Source organism: Microbacterium sp. SLBN-146, from assembly GCF_006715145.1.
Taxonomy (GTDB): Bacteria; Actinomycetota; Actinomycetes; order Actinomycetales; family Microbacteriaceae; genus Microbacterium.
The window spans coordinates 3,211,557-3,227,654 of record NZ_VFMR01000001.1 but is presented as its reverse complement, the minus strand read 5'-3'; the positions used below and the strand labels follow the sequence as shown (position 1 = coordinate 3,227,654).

Here is a 16,098-nt window from a genome sequence, read left to right as displayed (position 1 = left end):
CGGGCCAGTTCACGGCGGAGAAGTGGCAGGCGTTCACCTACACGAACGTCTGGATCTCCTTCGCCGAAGCGACGGGACGGACGCTCGCCGCGTTCGCCGCCGCCGCGGTCGGCGCCCTCGCGTTCGGGTTCTTCCTCGCGATCGGCAGGATGTCGGACCACGCGTGGGTGCGTGTGCCGTTCACGGCGATCGTCGAGGTGCTCCGAGCCATCCCCGTCCTCATCTTCATGTTCCTGCTGTACTACGGGCTCCCCGTCCTCGGCATCCGCATGGAGTCGTACTGGGCGGTCGTCATCGCCCTCATCGCCTACAACGGGTCGGTGCTGGCCGAGGTCATCCGTGCCGGCGTCGAATCGCTCCCACGCGGCCAGAGCGAGGCGGGATACGCGATCGGGCTCCGCAAGGCGGGCGTCATGCGCCTCGTCCTGCTCCCGCAGGCCATCCGCGCCATGATGCCGGTCATCATCGCCCAGCTCGTCGTGACGCTCAAAGACACGGCGCTCGGATTCATCATCACGTACCCCGAGATCCTCTTCTACGCGAAATACCTCGGATCCCAGTCCCAGGTGGGTTCTCCCATCGTTCCCGCCACGATCGTCGCCGCCCTCATCTACATCGCTCTGTGCCTCGTGCTGTCGTCGGTCGCGACGGCCGTCGAGAAGCGGCTGCGGCGCTCCAGCAAGGGCGGCAGGGTGGTCGGCGCGAATCAGCCGACGCAGGAGGTCACCGACACGGAGCTCATCGCGGCCCAGGGCGAGCGGAAGAGCCGCGGCGGACGGCTCGACGGCGGGCAGAGCCAGGGAATTCCGTTCTAAGCCTCACGGCGGATGCCGCGACCGATACCGTGACGCCACGGCGGGGCGCGGCATCTGTCGTCGGTAGACTCGTTCCTCGTGTCCGACTCTCCCGAAATCACCCCTGAGGCGGTGGATGCTGCGGTGCAGGCCGCGCTCGACGCGATCGCTGCTGCGGCAGACACGGCCGAGCTGAAGGCCGTGCGCAGTGCGCACAGCGCCGAGGGTTCGCCCCTCGCCGCCCTGAACGCACAGCTGCGCCATGTCCCGAACGAGAAGAAGGCCGAGTTCGGCAAGCTCGTCGGGCAGGCACGCGGTCGCGTGACCCAGGCTCTTGCGGCCCGCGAGCAGCAGCTCGTCGAGGCGGAGTCCGCGGCTCGGCTCGAGGCGGAGCGCGTCGACATCACGGCCGTCCCGTCACGTGCGCGGGTCGGCGCGCGGCATCCGATCTCGCTCCTGCAGGAGCAGGTGGCCGACATCTTCGTGGGCATGGGGTGGGTGATCGCGGAAGGACCCGAACTCGAGCACGAGTGGTTCAACTTCGATGCACTGAACTTCGACGTCGATCACCCCGCACGCCAGATGCAGGACACGTTCTTCGTCGATCCCGTCGACCGGCACCTCGTCATGCGCACGCACACGAGCCCCGTTCAGGTGCGCTCCATGCTCGAGCGCGATCTGCCGCTCTACGCGCTGTGCCCCGGGCGGGTCTACCGCACCGATGAGTTCGACGCGACGCATCTCCCCGTGTTCACGCAGTTCGAGGGCATCGTCGTCGACAAGGGGATCACGATGGCGCACCTCAAGGGCACACTGGATCACGCCGCCAAGGTGCTCTTCGGCGCCGAGGCGAAGACGCGGTTCCGTGCCAACTACTTCCCCTTCACCGAGCCGTCTGCCGAACTCGATCTGTGGCACCCGACCTTCAAGGGTGGTGCGCGCTGGATCGAGTGGGGCGGCTGCGGCATGATCAACCCCAACGTGCTGCGCGCGGCGGGGATCGACCCCGAGGAATACTCGGGATTCGCCTTCGGCATGGGCATCGAGCGGACGCTGATGTTCCGCAGCGACGTGCAGGACATGCGCGACATGGCCGAGGGTGACGTCCGCTTCAGCGAGCAGTTCGGAATGGTGGTCTGATGCGCGTCCCGCTCTCCTGGCTGCGTAAGTTCGTCGACGTCCCGCAGGACGCGACGCCCGACGATGTCCTCGCGGCGCTCGTGCGCGTCGGCTTCGAAGAAGAGGACGTCATCGACTTCGGCCTCCAGGGACCGATCGTCGTCGGCGAGGTGCTCTCGTTCGAGGCCGAGCCTCAGTCGAACGGCAAGACGATCCGGTGGTGCCAGGTCGACGTCGGCGCCGATCACGGCGGTGTCCGCGGAATCGTGTGCGGTGCGTCCAACTTCTTCGCGGGGGACAAGGTCGTCGTGACGCTTCCCGGCGCGGTCCTTCCCGGACCCTTCCCGATCGCCGCGCGCAAGACGTACGGACATGTATCCGACGGGATGATCGCGTCGGCGAAGGAGCTCGGACTCGGCGACGAGCACTCCGGCATCCTGCGCCTCGTCGAACTCGGCCTCGACGCGCCCGCGGGAACGGACGCCATCGCGCTCCTCGGGCTCGACGACGTCGCCGTCGACATCAACGTGACACCCGACCGCGGCTACGCGCTGTCGATCCGCGGCGTCGCGCGCGAGTACTCCCACGCGACGGGCGCATCCTTCCGCGACCCCGCAGAGCGTGCGTGGAGCGATGTCGAGCCTGGTACAGGGTTCCCCATCGCGGTTGAGGATGCCGCGCCCCTCCGTGGTCGGCTGGGAGCGACCGAGTTCGTCGCCCGCGTCGTCCGCGACGTCGATCCGACCAAGCCCACCCCGGCGTGGATGGTCGCGCGCTTGACCCTCGCCGGAATCCGGTCGCTCGGCATCCTCATCGACATCACCAACTACGTCATGATCGAGCTCGGCCAGCCGATCCACGGGTACGACCTCGATCGCCTCTCCGGCGGTATCACCGTGCGCCGCGCCGTCGCGGGAGAGACGCTGGAGACGCTCGACGGCAAGGTGCGCACCCTCGACCCGGAAGATCTCCTCATCACGGACGGATCCGGCCCCATCGGGCTCGCCGGCGTCATGGGTGGAGGCGCGACGGAGATGACGGATGCCACCCGCAACGTGCTCATCGAGGCGGCGACGTTCGACACGATCTCGATCGCCCGGACAGCGCGTCGGCACAAGCTCCCGTCCGAGGCATCGCGTCGGTTCGAGCGCGGTGTGGACCCGCTCGTGCCGTTCGTCGCCGCGCGCCGCGTCGCCGACCTCATGGTGGAGTACGCGGGCGGGACGCTCGACACGGAACTCGGTGGGGCCCTCTTCGCCGAGGTCTTCATCGAGGGCATCGTTCTCCCGCGCGACTTCGTGGCGGGTCTCATCGGAGTCGAGTACACCGATGACGAGATCGTCGAGGCGCTCCAGATGATCGGAGCCGAGGTCACCGAGGCGGACGGATCGTGGGTCGTGATCCCGCCGTCCTGGCGCCCCGACCTGACCGACAAGTGGACGCTCGCCGAAGAGGTCGCGCGCATCGAGGGGTACGACAGGATCCCCTCCGTGCTTCCGCTTCCGCCGTCGGGTCGCGGACTCACGTCGGCGCAGCAGGGCCGACGGCGTGTCGCGAATGCGCTCGCCGCGGCGGGGTACGTCGAGACGCCCTCGTTCCCGTTCGTGACCGAGGCCGACAACGATCTGCACGGATCGGCGTCGGGCGAACACGTTCCCTCGGTCCGACTGGCCAATCCGCTCGACGGCCAAGCGCCGTTCCTGCGCCGCTCGCTGATTCCGGGCCTGCTGCAGGTGGCGCACCGCAACGTCTCCCGTGGGCTCGTCGATCTGGCGCTGTACGAGCTCGGCACGGTCTTCCTGCCCGAGCCCGGCGTCACCTACGGAACGACGCACGTCCCACCTCTCGCGGTGCGACCGGATGCCGCCACCCTGGCTGCGCTCGATGAGTCGATCCCGCCGCAGCACCGCCACGTGGCGGTGCTCGTGACGGGGAGCAGCGTCGCGAAGCAGCCCGGCCAGACTCCCGTGTCAGCCGGCCTGACGGATGTCCTCGACGCCGTTCGCACGGTCGCCGCGGCCTCCGGAGTATCGATCGACGTCGCGCAGGGGATGCGTGCTGCGCTCCACCCCGGGCGAGCGGGCGTCCTCTCCGTCGGCTCCGTCGAGGTCGGCTACGTCGGTGAAGTCCTCCCGTCCGTCGCTGAGGCGTCCGACCTGCACGGTCGTGTCGTGGTCGCGGAGATCGACCTCGACCTGCTCCTGTCCCTCGCGGGCGAGCGTGTCGTGGCGGCGTCTCTCTCCGGGTACCCGGCTGCGACGCAGGACGTGTCGCTCGTCGTCGGGGCCGATCTCTCGGCATCCGAGGTTCGCGCGACGCTCGTCGAGGGCTCGGGTGAACTCCTGGAGTCGGTGCGCCTGGTCGATGACTACCGCGGCGCGGGCGTGCCGGCGGGGGCGAAGAGCCTCACATTCGCTCTGCGATTCCGCGCGCCCGACCGTACGCTGACGGCCGCTGAAGCCACTGAAGCGAAGCTCGCCGGCGTGGCGCTCGCCGCCGATCGGTTCGGAGCGACGCTGCGAGAGTAGGCCGCGCTATCGGCTGCCCCAGTTCCAGGCGGGGCGGTCGAGGACGCCCTGACCGTCGACGACCGTGCCCGCGGACCCTGCGCGGAGGCGGTGCGTCGTCGCACCGCTCCGTTCGAGCGCGGTGGCGAGCGCGTCGGCGTGCGTCACGACGACCACTTGCGCATCCGCGGATGCCGCGTCGATGAGGTCCGCGAGCGGTTCCAGAAGGCCGGGATGCAAACTCGCCTCGGGTTCGTTGAGGACGATGAGCGGCGCGGGACGTGCGGGGAGGAGGGCCGCGCACAGGAGGAGGTAGCGGAGTGTCCCGTCCGAGAGCTCGGCACTGTCGAGAGGGCGGAGAAGTCCCGGCTGCCGCATCGTGAGTCGCAGCCGGCCGTCAACGGGGGCGGCCTGGACGACAGCGCCGGGGAACGCTCCCGCGACCGCTTCCGCGAGCGCCGCCCCGTGACCGGCATCTTGAATGGTGGCCCAGACGGCTGCGAGGTCGTCGCCGCTGTGCGACAGCGTCGGGGTGCGCGTCCCGATCTGTGGCTGGCGGACCGGCGCGTCCACGTCGACGCGGAAGTGGTCGTAGAAGCGCCACCCGCCGAACGTCCGCCGAAGCGCCAGCAGTTCGGGGGCCGTGTCGCCCGCGGCGAGATCGGTGATGATGCTCTCGTACGGGGCGAGGCTCTGGTCGACGATCTTCCACGCGTCGTCGCGGACGCGCGCCACGCCGCGGAGGCGGTCGAGGAGGAGCGTCGCGGGCTTGGCGATGGGGCCTGCGAAGATCTGCTCGCGCTTGATCTCGGGGTCGAGCGAGAACGGGCTTCCGGCTGCTGCCTGCGGGATGCCGAGATCGACGAGGTATCCCAGTTCGTCTGAGGCGAAGCCCAGCTGGACGGCGCGGGGACGAGTGCGCATCGTCCCTTCGGTGCCGCCGTTCTCGGGACCCGCCCAAAGGAGAGAGGACAGTCCGCCTTCGCGCGCGACGGCCGAGATGAGCGCCCCGCGCGCGCTCTGCGAGAGCAGCCGGAGGGCGCGGTACAGGTTCGACTTTCCCGAGCCGTTCGGCCCCGTGATGACGGTGAGCCGGCCGAGGGGGACGACGAGGTCGCGGATCGACCGGTATCCGGAGACGGCGACGGTGGTGAGCATCCGTCCATCCTCGCAGTCGAGCCTGCCGTGAGCGGAGGAGCACCCACCGCTGTGCGGGATCTGGTGTGATGAACCCATGACGGAGGTTCTCATCCTCGGCGGAACGGGGTGGCTGTCCGGGAGGGTTGCGCAGCGCTGGATCGATGCCGGCGCCTCGGTGACGTCTCTTGCGCGCGGCAGTCGTCCGGCACCTGAGGGTGCCGTGCTCGTCGCAGCCGATCGTGAAGATCCTTCGGCATACGATGCCGTGCGGATGCGCGAATGGGATGAGGTCGTCGACGTTTCGTCACGCCCTCCACACGTACGCTCGGCGGTGCGCGCGCTCGGCGACCGGGCGGCGCACTGGACGTACATCTCGAGCGTCTCGGTCTACGCCGAGGCGGACGTGGTCGGTGCTGACGAGTCTGCCGCGCTCGCCCCACCCGCTGACACACGGGAGTCGGAGGAGGAGTATCCCCGCGCCAAGGCCGCGTGCGAAGCGGCGGTGCGTGCGGCGCTCGAAGACCGCGCGGCCATCGTGCGCCCCGGGCTCGTCGTGGGTCCCGGCGATCCGACCGACAGATTCGGATACTGGGTGGGGCGGTTCGCGCTCGCCGAGGACGGGCCTGTGCTCGTGCCCGATGCTCCTCATGCCCGCGCCCAAGTGATCGACGTGGACGACCTCGCCGACTTCGTCGTGGCGATGGGCCGCGAAAGGTGGGCGGGGTCTGTCACGGCAGCGGGGGATTCCGTCCCGCTCGTCGACGTCCTCCGTCTCGCGGCCCTCGTCGGCGGGCACACCGGGGACGTCGTGAGGGCCGACGAGTCCTGGCTCACGACGCAGGACGTCTCTCCCTGGGCAGGGCCATCATCGCTGCCTCTGTGGCTTCCCGCCGAGCTGACGGGGTTCGCGACGAGGTCGAACGCGCTCTATCGGCGGCTCGGCGGACGACTGCGGCCGCTCCACGAGACGCTGGAACGCGTCCTCGCCGACGAGCGTGACCGGGGCCTCGACCGCTCCCGCGGTGCGGGGCTCACCCGCGCGGAGGAGCGTGCCCTGCTCGCACGCCTCGCCGCGACGGAGTAGCCCCTCGATTTGGCCGACGTCTGAGAAGGGCGCTAGGGTCGGCGCATGCCCGCGGCCGTTCAGGTGCTTCCGACGCTCTCCAAGAGTGTCGCTCCTGCGCGCCGTCGTCTGGGCGCTCGCCGACGCTAGGCGGCCCTGCGATCCACCCGATTCGGGTGTCGATGCGGGCGTCGCCGCCTCCGTCCGTGAACCCCAGACTCTAAGGTGGAATCCATGACATATTCGGTCGCCGTCTCCGGCGCATCCGGCTATGCGGGCGGCGAGATCCTTCGCATCCTCGCCGCGCATCCCGACGTCGAGATCCGCACCGTCACCGCGCACTCCAGTGCGGGACAGCCGCTCATCCAACACCAGCCGCACGTGCGGTCCTTGGCGCACCTCACGCTCCAGGAAACGACCGCCGACACTCTTGCCGGCCATGACATCGTGTTTCTTGCGCTTCCTCACGGACAGTCCGGCAAGTACACCGACATCCTCGCCAGCACGCCGCTCGTCATCGACGCCGGCGCCGATCATCGGCTCGAGTCGGTGTCGGAGTGGGACCGCTTCTACGGCGGCGACTTCTTCGAACCATGGGTCTACGGCGTGCCCGAGCTTCTCGTCGGGGGAGCGAAGCAGCGTGAACGCCTCGTCGGAGCGTCGCGGATCGCGGCTCCCGGATGCAACGCCTCGACGGTTTCGCTGAGCCTCGCCCCCGGCGTCGCCGCGGGGGTTATCGACCCGTCCGATATCGTCGCAGTCCTCGCTGTGGGTCCCTCCGGCGCAGGCAAGAGCCTCAAGACGAACCTGCTCGCCAGCGAGGTCCTCGGATCCGCCAACCCGTACGCCGTGGGCGGCTCCCATCGTCACATCCCCGAGATCCGTCAGGCGCTCGTCGCCGCGAGAGGTGCGTCGCACTCGAGCGCAGAGGCGGCCGATCAGGGCGTCCGGATCTCGTTCACACCGGTGATCGTGCCGATGGCGCGCGGCATCCTCGCGACCTCGACGGCTCCCATCGCCGACGGGGTGACCGACGCCGACATCCGCGATGCCTGGGAGGCTGCCTACGCCGACGAGACCTTCGTTCAGCTCCTCCCCCCGGGGGTCTTCCCGCGCACGGCCGACGTGGTCGGCGCCAACACGGCTCTCATGGGACTCGCGGTCGATCGTGCCGCCGGGCGGGTCGTCGTCGTGACCGCTGTCGACAATCTCGTCAAGGGCACGGCGGGCGCCGCCATCCAGTCGATGAACATCGCGCTCGGCCTTCCCGAGCCCACCGCCCTCACCGTGAACGGAGTCGCACCGTGAGCGTCACAGCAGCCCAGGGTTTCGAAGCGTCCGGAGTGGCCGTGGGACTCAAGTCCACCGGAAAGCCGGACGTCGCCGTCGTGGTCAATCGCGGACCGCTCAAAGTCGGTGCCGCGGTCTTCACGTCGAACCGCGCAAAGGCGAACCCGATCCTGTGGTCGCAGAAGGCGATCGAAGACGGCGTCGTCGAGGCCATCGTCCTCAATTCGGGTGGTGCCAACTGTTTCACGGGGAGCTTCGGGTTCCAGACGACGCACCAGACCGCCGAGAGGATGGCCGAGCTCCTCGACGTGAGTGCGGCCGACATCCAGGTCTGCTCGACCGGTCTCATCGGCACGGGAGACGAGGTGTTCCGCGCGAAGGTCCTGGCGGGGGTCGACCAGGGAATCGCGACGCTCCACGCGGACGGAGGCGTCGCGGCATCCGAAGCCATCATGACGACCGACTCGAAGGCCAAGCGCGCGCAGATCACCCGCGATGGTTGGACGATCGGCGGTATGGCGAAAGGTGCGGGGATGCTCGCACCCGGCCTGGCGACGATGCTCGTTGTCCTCACGACCGACGCGGTCATCGATGCCTCGCGGGCCGATGCCGCCCTGCGGGAAGCGACGCGCACGACGTTCGACCGGCTCGACTCGGACGGCTGTATGTCGACGAACGACCAGGTGACGCTCATGGCCAGCGGGGCATCCGGTGTCGAGCCCACCCCCGGCAGCTTCGAGGACGCGCTCGCCGAGGTGTGTCTCGATCTGTCTCAGCAGCTGCAGGCGGATGCCGAGGGCGCGAGCCACGACATCACGATCCGCGTCGTCCATGCGGCGACCGAGGACGACGCCGTGACCGTGGGTCGCTCGGTGGCCCGAAACAACCTCTTCAAGGCGGCGATCTTCGGCAACGACCCCAACTGGGGTCGCGTGCTCGCGGCGATCGGAACGACGGACGCCGCCTTCGACCCCTACGACGTCGACGTCTGGATGAACGGAGTCCGCGTCTGCACGGAGGGCGGACCCGATCGGCCGAGGGAGGACGTCGACCTCACGCCCCGAGCCACGGAGCTCATCATCGACCTGCGGGTCGGAGACGCCGCGGCCACGATCCTCACGAACGACCTGACGCACGACTACGTCCACGAGAACAGTGCATACTCCTCATGATCGAGCAGACCTCATGACCGATATCCAGGACACCGATCCCACAGAGGCGAGCGCGCGGGCAGCCACGCTCGTCGAGTCGCTGCCGTGGCTGCGGCGCTACCGCGATCAGGTCGTCGTCGTGAAGTACGGCGGCAACGCCATGGTCTCGGAGGAGCTGCAGGACGCCTTCGCCGCCGATATGGCCTACCTCCGCTACGTCGGCGTCAAGCCAGTGGTCGTCCACGGCGGCGGACCCCAGATCTCCTCGATGCTCGACCGCCTCGCGATCCCGAGCGAGTTCAAGGGCGGGTACCGCGTGACGAGCACCGAGGCGATCTCGGTCGTGCGGATGGTGCTCACGGGTCAGATCAATCCGCAGCTCGTCGCGAAGATCAATGCCCACGGTCCGCATGCGACGGGACTCAGCGGAGAGGATGCGGGACTGTTCGGCGGACGGCGCCGCGGCGTCCTCCTCGACGGGGTCGAGCACGACCTCGGCCGCGTCGGCGATGTCGTCGAGATCGATCCTCAACCCGTCCTGGATCAACTGGCGGCCGGGCGCATCCCCGTCGTGTCGTCGATCGCGCCCGATCTCGATCGCCCCGGCCATTCGCTCAATGTCAACGCTGATGCCGCCGCTTCCGCTCTCGCGGTCGCTCTTGGAGCTGCGAAGCTCGTCATCCTCACCGATGTCGCGGGTCTCTACGCCGATTGGCCGAATCGGGACTCGCTCGTCTCCCATCTCACATCGACCGAGCTGCGCGCGATGCTGCCGCGGCTGGAGTCGGGCATGATCCCGAAGATGGCGGCGTGCCTCGAGGCCGTCGAGGGCGGCGTCGAGACGGCTGCGATCATCGACGGCAGGGTGCCGCACTCGGTGCTCGTGGAGATGTTCACCAGTAAGGGAATCGGAACAGAGGTGGTGCTCGGATGACGTGGCAGGATGACGCGGGGCGCGACCTCGTACGCAGTTTCGGGCCCCGGATGCAGATGTTCGTCCGTGGTGAGGGCGCCTACCTGTGGGATGCCGACGGCAACCGATACCTCGACTTCCTCGCGGGCATCGCCGTGGACTCCCTCGGACACGCCCACCCCGTCTTCGTCGAGGCGATCGCGACGCAGGCGGCGACGCTCGCGCACGTGTCGAACTACTTCGCAACGCCACCCCAGCTCGCCCTCGCGGCTCGGCTCAAGCGGCTCGCGGGCACGGGCGAAGGGGGCCGGGTGTACTTCGGCAACTCTGGTGCCGAGGCGAACGAGGCGGCTTTCAAGCTCGCGAGGCTTCACGGCGGTCCCGACCGGCCCCGGATCCTCGCGCTCACGAACGCGTTCCACGGTCGCACGATGGGAACGCTCGCCCTCACGGGCAAGCCTTCGATGCAGGAACCCTTCCTGCCCATGACTCCGGGCGTGGAGTTCATCGACTCGACGGTCGAGGCGCTCGAGGCCGCGACCGATGAGAGCGTCGCAGCCCTGTTCGTCGAGCCGATCAAGGGTGAGGCAGGCGTCGTCGATCTTCCTGAGGGGTACCTCGAGGCGGCTCGCGAACTCACCGAGCGGCACGGCGCGCTGCTCATCATCGACGAGATCCAGACGGGCGCGGGCCGGACGGGGGAGTGGTTCGCCTTCCAGCACTTCGGTGTCACGCCCGATGCGGTGACCGTCGCGAAGGGTGTCGGTGGCGGCTTCCCGATCGGCGCGCTCATCACGTTCGATACGGCTGCTGACCTGTTCTATCCCGGTACGCACGGATCGACGTTCGGCGGCAATGCCCTCGGGACGGCGGTGGCCAATGCGGTCCTCGCCGAGATCGAGCGCGCGGGACTCGTCGACAATGCTCGCGAGAGGGGCGCGCAGCTGCGCGAGATCATCGCGCAGATCGATTCGCCGCTCGTCGCGGAGTGCCGCGGACGCGGTCTCCTCGTGGGGGTGGGTCTCCGGCATCCCGTCGCCGCGTCGCTCGTGGCAGCGGCTCAGGATCGGGGTCTCGTCATCAACGCGCCCAACAGCGATACGATCCGCCTCGTCCCCCCGCTCAACATCGGCGATGTGGAACTCGACGAGTTCGCATCACTTTTCGCCGCGTCGCTCGCGGCGGTCGAGGCCGAGCTGACCGTCGCTTCCGAAGGAGCCGCATGACCCGCCATCTGCTGCGTGATGATGACCTCACCCAGGCCGAGCAGGGGGAGATTCTCGATCTCGCTCTCACGCTGAAGAAGGACCGCTGGGCCGACAAGACTCTTGCCGGACCGCAGACGGTCGCGGTCATCTTCGACAAGTCCTCGACGCGGACCCGTGTCTCGTTCGCCGTCGGCATCGCCGATCTCGGTGGGTCGCCGCTGATCATCTCCACGGCCAACAGCCAGCTCGGCGGCAAAGAGACCCCTTCGGATACCGCACGCGTGCTGGAACGTCAGGTCGCTGCCATCGTCTGGCGCACCTATGCGCAGGCGGGCCTCGAGGAGATGGCCCGTGGCACGCGCGTGCCGGTGGTCAACGCGCTTTCCGACGACTTCCACCCGTGCCAATTGCTCGCCGATCTCCTGACTATCCGGGAGCACAAGGGCGAGCTCGCGGGCCTGACCCTCGCCTTCTTCGGCGATGGGATGTCCAACATGGCCCACTCTTACATCCTCGCCGGCGTCACGGCCGGGATGCATGTCCGCGTCGCATCGCCCGAGGCGTATGCGCCGCGCGAGGATGTCGTCGCTGCGGCGGATGCGCGCGGTGCGGAGACGGGTGGTTCGGTCACGCTCTTCACGGATCAGAACGAGGCCGCGGCGGGTGCCGACGTCATCGTGACCGATACGTGGGTGTCGATGGGGAAGGAAGAGGAGAAGCTCGCACGACTGCGGGATCTCGGCGCGTACAAGGTCACGCAGGAGACGATGGGGATGGCGTCCCCCGATGCGATCTTCATCCACTGCCTCCCCGCCGACCGCGGCTATGAAGTCGACGCCGAGGTGATCGACGGCCCGCAGAGCGTCGTGTGGGACGAGGCCGAGAACCGCCTCCACGCGCAGAAGGCGCTCCTCGTATGGCTCCTCCGCCAGCAGTGACCTCCGACGCCGCGCCGCAGGAAGCCTCGTGGGTCCGCTCCCGTTGGGCTCGGCTCAACGGGGCCCGACGTGTGGGCGGGGTCGATCTGGCTCGCGGACTCGCGGTCATCGGGATGCTGGCGGCACACCTCATCGCGATCGTGGAACCGTTCGCGTGGGGTGACCCTTCGACGTGGATCGCGGTGGCCGAGGGGAGGTCATCGATCCTGTTCGCGACGCTCGCGGGGGTGTCGATCGGGCTCGTGACGGGTGGCCGCACTCCGCTGCGCAGTGCGTCTCTCGTGACGGCGATGCTGCGGCTCGCGGTGCGCGCGCTCCTGCTGTGGATCATCGGGATGCTGCTGATCGCGACGGGAGTGCCCGTCTACGTCATCCTGCCCGCCTACGCGATCCTCTTCATTCTCGCCCTGCCGCTCGTGCCCTTCGGTGCACGCCTCCTCCTTCCTCTGGCAGCCGCACTCGCGTTGGTCATGCCCTTCGTGCAGGTGTGGCTCGAGGAGCTTCCGATCTGGTACACCGCTGTCGGCGGCGAGCTCTCGATGGCGATCGGATGGCACTATCCGTTCACCGTATGGATCGCTTTCGTCACGGCGGGGCTGGGCGTCGCGCGCGCAGGCATCACGCGGCTGCCCGTGCAGGTGGCGATGCTGCTCGCGGGATCGGCGCTGGCCTTCGCGGGCTACATGGCAGGGGAGTCCTTCGGCACGGGCGCCACACCGTGGACGGCCGAGCCGCATTCGAGCGGGCTGTTCGAAGTCATCGGCTCGGGAGGGTTCGCGCTCGCGGTGATCGGGGCGAGTCTTCTCCTGTGTCGCACGGCGATCCGATGGGTGGTGCTCCCGCTGCGCGCGGTCGGCGCCATGCCGCTCACCGCCTACACGGCCCAGCTCGTCGCGTGGGCCGTCATCGCGACGACCGTCCTCGGCAGCGCCGGCGATCTCACGGGGTTCCGCGCGCTCGAGCCGTTCTGGCCCATGACGCTGATCCTCCTCGCGGCGTGCACCGCGTGGGCGCTGCTGGTCGGTCGGGGTCCCCTCGAGTGGGTGTTGGACCGCGTCGCTCGGCTGGTCGTACGTCGTCGGTAGGGTGGTCGGATGAGTGATGTGAAGTCGGACGGCACCAACGAGGGCGCTCTGTGGGGCGCCCGCTTCGCGTCCGGTCCCGCGCCGGAGCTGGTGGCTCTCAGCAGATCGACGCACTTCGACTGGGAACTCGCGCCGTACGACCTCACGGGCTCCCACGCGCATGCGCGCGCCCTCGGCGCCGCGGGCTATCTCTCGGCCGACGAAGAGCGCGCCATGCACACGGGACTCGATGCGCTTGCTGAGCGTGTCGCCGACGGCTCGCTGACCGCGGCAGAGTCTGACGAGGATGTCCACGGGGCGCTCGAGCAGGCGCTCATCGCCGAGGTCGGTCCCGAGCTCGGCGGAAAGCTCCGTGCAGGTCGCAGTCGCAACGACCAGATCGCCACTCTGGTCCGCCTCTACCTGCTGGATCACGCGCGCGTGATCGCGCGCGACATCCTGAGGGTCGTCGATGCCATCGTCTCGCAGGCGGAGGCGCACGCCGATGCGATCATGCCCGGTCGCACGCACTTGCAGCACGCTCAGCCCGTGCTGCTGGCGCATCATCTTCAAGCGCATGCGTGGCCCCTGGTGCGCGATCTCGAGAGGCTGCGTGACTGGCGGGCTCGAGCGAGCGTGTCGCCGTACGGCGGCGGTGCACTCGCGGGGTCGACACTGGGCCTCGATCCTCAGCTGGTGGCCACGGAGTTGGGTCTGGACCGTCCTTCTGAGAACTCCATAGACGGCACGTCGGCGCGTGACGTCGTCGCGGAGTTCGCCTTCATCGCTGCGATGATCGGCGTCGATATCTCCCGTCTCGCTGAAGAGATCATCGTGTGGAACACGCGCGAGTTCGGATTCGTAACCCTCGATGATGGATTCTCGACGGGATCCAGCATCATGCCCCAGAAGAAGAATCCCGACATCGCAGAACTCGCGCGGGGCAAGTCGGGCAGACTCATCGGCAATCTCTCCGGGCTCCTGGCTACGCTCAAGGGCCTCCCGCTGGCGTACAACCGTGATCTCCAGGAGGACAAGGAGCCTGTCTTCGATTCCGTCCGCACGCTCGAAGTCGTCCTTCCCGCGTTCGCGGGAATGATCGCAACGTTGCAGTTCGACGTCGCACGGATGGCTGCCCTCGCACCGGAGGGATTCTCGCTCGCGACTGATGTGGCTGAGTGGCTCGTGAAGCAGGGTGTCCCATTCCGTGACGCCCACGAGATCTCGGGCGCGCTTGTGCGCGCGTGCGAAGTGCAGGGCATCGGTCTCGAAGACGCGACTCCCGAGATGCTCGCCGCGGTATCGGTGCATCTGACGCCCGCGGTTCGAACGGTGCTCACGATCGAGGGTTCCGTGGGGAGTCGTTCGGGGGTGGGGGGCACTGCGCCGGACCGCGTCGCCGAGCAACGTGCGGATCTCGTCCAGCGGGTTCAGGCCGCAGCCCGCGTGTGGTCTCCGTAGCAGGGGCTTATCGTTCCAAAGAATTAGCGATAGGCTATTTTTTCTCCTTAATAAGCCCTATGCTGATCTAATGAACGTCGCTGTGCTTGCTGACATCGTCGGGTCGAGGCGACTCCCTGATCGCGCCGCGGCACAGAGCACCCTGGATGGAGCGATCGCCCAGGTGGAACGTGAGTTCCCGGACCTCGTGCGCCCGCTCAGGCCCACCGTCGGAGACGAGCAGCAGGCGCTGTACCCCGACCTCGACTCGGCGATGGCTGCATTGCTTCTTCTCCAGCTCACCCTTCCCGAAGGGCTGGAGTGCCGATTCGGGATCGGGGTGGGCGACGTTCTGACCGTTCCCGCAGCCGGAGGCAGCATTCCGGAGGGCCCGGGGTGGTGGGCAGCGCGCGACGCCATCGAGATGGTCCACTCCCTGCAGAAGCGCACGGCACCGCGCGCCCGCACGTGGGTCGTCGCCGCCGAGCGCGATGATGCTCACATGGAGCGAACGACCCGCCTGGCCAATGCCTACCTCTTGGCGCGCGACGAGATCGTCGGATCCATGAGCGCGCGGGCGCGACGCCTCACGTATGGACGGTGCCGCGGAATCGCCCAGCGGGACCTCGCCGAGTCGGAGGGCATCACGCAGTCCGCCGTCTCGCAGGCCCTCGCCGTAGCCGGTGCGGCGTCCCTCATCCAGGGATTCCTGGAGCTGACGGGAGGCCGATCCTCGTGATCGTCGCCGGTCTCATCCTCTTGGGCGTCGGCGTCGCCGACCTCGTCCGGCAGTACCTCGGAGCGCGCGCTCGCTGGGTGGGCTTCGGCGTCGCGGCGCTCGTTCTGTTCGGCGTCGCCGTTGCCGTCGACGCGGCGGTGTGGGGATTCGTGGCGATCGCGGCCGCTGCTGCCTGGGTCAGCACGACTCCGTCGGACGGGCGTGGCCGTGGCGGTCTCTGGCCGGCAGGAGTCCTCGGAGTGAGTGTCGCAGCACTGGTCGTGCTGCTGGGTCCCCGTTCGAGCAGCGTCGCATTCGATGACTTGTGGTCTCTCCCCGGTCCCGCGCTGGCCGTCCCGATCGACCTGGTCGTGCTCGTCGGCGGCATCCTCGCATTCCTTCTCGAGTCGGCCAACATCATCGTGCGCATCGCGCTCAGCAGTGAACACGTGCGGATGACGGACGACGGCGCTCAGGCCGGCAGCGCTCTTGCTCCGACGCTCAGGGGCGGTCGCCTGATCGGGCCTCTCGAACGAGTGCTCGTTTTCGCGCTGACGCTCGCAGGCGCGTACACCCTCATCGCGGCGGTCCTCGCGGCGAAGGGAATCGTGCGGTTCCCGGAGATCTCCCGCGACAGCGATGACGGAAACCGTGCGGAGTACTTCCTCATCGGCAGCCTGGTCAGCTGGGTGGTCGCCTTCGCGGCGGCCTTCCTGGTGTGGTGGGGCGCGCGGTCGTGAGCTCTCGCCGCTG

13 protein-coding genes and 1 pseudogene are annotated in these 16,098 nt (G+C 68.6%); 13 read left to right on the top strand and 1 reads right to left on the bottom strand.

From position 1 onward, the window contains the following. Positions 1–119 precede the first annotated feature (119 nt). The 3 genes and pseudogenes from FBY39_RS14540 to pheT all read left to right on the top strand — a co-directional run. Positions 120–815: pseudogene (locus FBY39_RS14540) on the top strand (amino acid ABC transporter permease); the annotation flags it as partial. Positions 816–893: 78 nt separating this feature from the next. Next, a complete protein-coding gene (gene pheS / locus FBY39_RS14535) occupies positions 894–1,934 on the top strand; it encodes a phenylalanine--tRNA ligase subunit alpha (protein ID WP_141933066.1) in 1,041 nt (346 codons plus the stop codon). Then, positions 1,934–4,441: a phenylalanine--tRNA ligase subunit beta gene (pheT, locus tag FBY39_RS14530; RefSeq protein ID WP_141933064.1), complete on the top strand. Its 2,508-nt coding sequence runs from the start codon at positions 1,934–1,936 to the stop codon at positions 4,439–4,441. The genes pheS and pheT overlap by 1 nt, the downstream gene beginning before the upstream one ends. Before the next feature lie 6 nt (positions 4,442–4,447). Here the strand turns inward: pheT and FBY39_RS14525 are convergent, their stop codons facing one another. Next, complete coding sequence (locus FBY39_RS14525; RefSeq protein ID WP_141933062.1) at positions 4,448–5,578, bottom strand: AAA family ATPase; 1,131 nt, start codon at positions 5,576–5,578, stop codon at positions 4,448–4,450. Positions 5,579–5,654: 76 nt separating this feature from the next. On the opposite strand from FBY39_RS14525, the gene FBY39_RS14520 reads away from it, so the two are divergent. From FBY39_RS14520 to FBY39_RS14475, 10 genes are all read left to right on the top strand, one after another. After that, positions 5,655–6,644, top strand: a complete 990-nt coding sequence (locus FBY39_RS14520; protein WP_141933060.1) for an NAD-dependent epimerase/dehydratase family protein — start codon at positions 5,655–5,657, stop codon at positions 6,642–6,644. A gap of 213 nt (positions 6,645–6,857) precedes the next feature. Continuing rightward, positions 6,858–7,931: an N-acetyl-gamma-glutamyl-phosphate reductase gene (gene argC, locus FBY39_RS14515; RefSeq protein WP_141933058.1), complete on the top strand. Its 1,074-nt coding sequence runs from the start codon at positions 6,858–6,860 to the stop codon at positions 7,929–7,931. Beyond that, complete coding sequence (argJ, locus tag FBY39_RS14510) at positions 7,928–9,085, top strand: bifunctional glutamate N-acetyltransferase/amino-acid acetyltransferase ArgJ (RefSeq protein WP_141933056.1); 1,158 nt, start codon at positions 7,928–7,930, stop codon at positions 9,083–9,085. The genes argC and argJ overlap by 4 nt, the downstream gene beginning before the upstream one ends. Positions 9,086–9,098: 13 nt before the next feature. Then, positions 9,099–9,998, top strand: coding sequence for an acetylglutamate kinase (argB, locus tag FBY39_RS14505; RefSeq protein WP_141933054.1), 900 nt, complete (start codon positions 9,099–9,101; stop codon positions 9,996–9,998). Then, the gene (locus FBY39_RS14500; RefSeq protein ID WP_141933052.1) at positions 9,995–11,203 is read left to right on the top strand and encodes an acetylornithine transaminase; all 1,209 of its coding nucleotides are present in this window, start codon (positions 9,995–9,997) and stop codon (positions 11,201–11,203) included. Before argB ends, FBY39_RS14500 begins: the two co-directional genes overlap by 4 nt. Further along, on the top strand, positions 11,200–12,123 hold the full coding sequence (gene argF, locus FBY39_RS14495) for an ornithine carbamoyltransferase (RefSeq protein WP_141933050.1): 924 nt from the start codon (positions 11,200–11,202) through the stop codon (positions 12,121–12,123). Before FBY39_RS14500 ends, argF begins: the two co-directional genes overlap by 4 nt. Beyond that, positions 12,102–13,208, top strand: coding sequence for a heparan-alpha-glucosaminide N-acetyltransferase domain-containing protein (locus FBY39_RS14490; protein WP_141933048.1), 1,107 nt, complete (start codon positions 12,102–12,104; stop codon positions 13,206–13,208). The genes argF and FBY39_RS14490 overlap by 22 nt, the downstream gene beginning before the upstream one ends. Positions 13,209–13,217: 9 nt before the next feature. Further along, the gene (gene argH / locus FBY39_RS14485) at positions 13,218–14,648 is read left to right on the top strand and encodes an argininosuccinate lyase (RefSeq protein WP_141933046.1); all 1,431 of its coding nucleotides are present in this window, start codon (positions 13,218–13,220) and stop codon (positions 14,646–14,648) included. A 70-nt stretch (positions 14,649–14,718) separates the two neighbouring features. Then, positions 14,719–15,366 carry a SatD family protein gene (locus FBY39_RS14480; RefSeq protein WP_141933044.1) on the top strand — a complete coding sequence of 216 codons (648 nt, stop codon included), beginning with the start codon at positions 14,719–14,721 and terminating at the stop codon, positions 15,364–15,366. Next, positions 15,363–16,085 (top strand): hypothetical protein, encoded by a 723-nt coding sequence (locus FBY39_RS14475; protein ID WP_141933041.1) that lies wholly within the window; start codon positions 15,363–15,365, stop codon positions 16,083–16,085. The genes FBY39_RS14480 and FBY39_RS14475 overlap by 4 nt, the downstream gene beginning before the upstream one ends. The last annotated feature ends 13 nt before the right edge of the window (positions 16,086–16,098 follow it).

Excerpts from the sequence above, each read along its gene's own strand:
- argH (WP_141933046.1), top strand. The coding sequence starts at position 13,218 with ATGAGTGATGTGAAGTCGGACGGCACCAACGAGGGCGCTCTGTGGGGC.
- argF (WP_141933050.1), top strand. The coding sequence starts at position 11,200 with ATGACCCGCCATCTGCTGCGTGATGATGACCTCACCCAGGCCGAGCAG.
- FBY39_RS14525 (WP_141933062.1), bottom strand. The coding sequence starts at position 5,578 with ATGCTCACCACCGTCGCCGTCTCCGGATACCGGTCGATCCGCGACCTC.
- FBY39_RS14520 (WP_141933060.1), top strand. The coding sequence starts at position 5,655 with ATGACGGAGGTTCTCATCCTCGGCGGAACGGGGTGGCTGTCCGGGAGG.
- FBY39_RS14500 (WP_141933052.1), top strand. The coding sequence starts at position 9,995 with ATGACGTGGCAGGATGACGCGGGGCGCGACCTCGTACGCAGTTTCGGG.
- argC (WP_141933058.1), top strand. The coding sequence starts at position 6,858 with ATGACATATTCGGTCGCCGTCTCCGGCGCATCCGGCTATGCGGGCGGC.
- FBY39_RS14490 (WP_141933048.1), top strand. The coding sequence starts at position 12,102 with ATGGCTCCTCCGCCAGCAGTGACCTCCGACGCCGCGCCGCAGGAAGCC.
- FBY39_RS14480 (WP_141933044.1), top strand. The coding sequence starts at position 14,719 with ATGAACGTCGCTGTGCTTGCTGACATCGTCGGGTCGAGGCGACTCCCT.
- pheT (WP_141933064.1), top strand. The coding sequence starts at position 1,934 with ATGCGCGTCCCGCTCTCCTGGCTGCGTAAGTTCGTCGACGTCCCGCAG.
- argB (WP_141933054.1), top strand. The coding sequence starts at position 9,099 with ATGACCGATATCCAGGACACCGATCCCACAGAGGCGAGCGCGCGGGCA.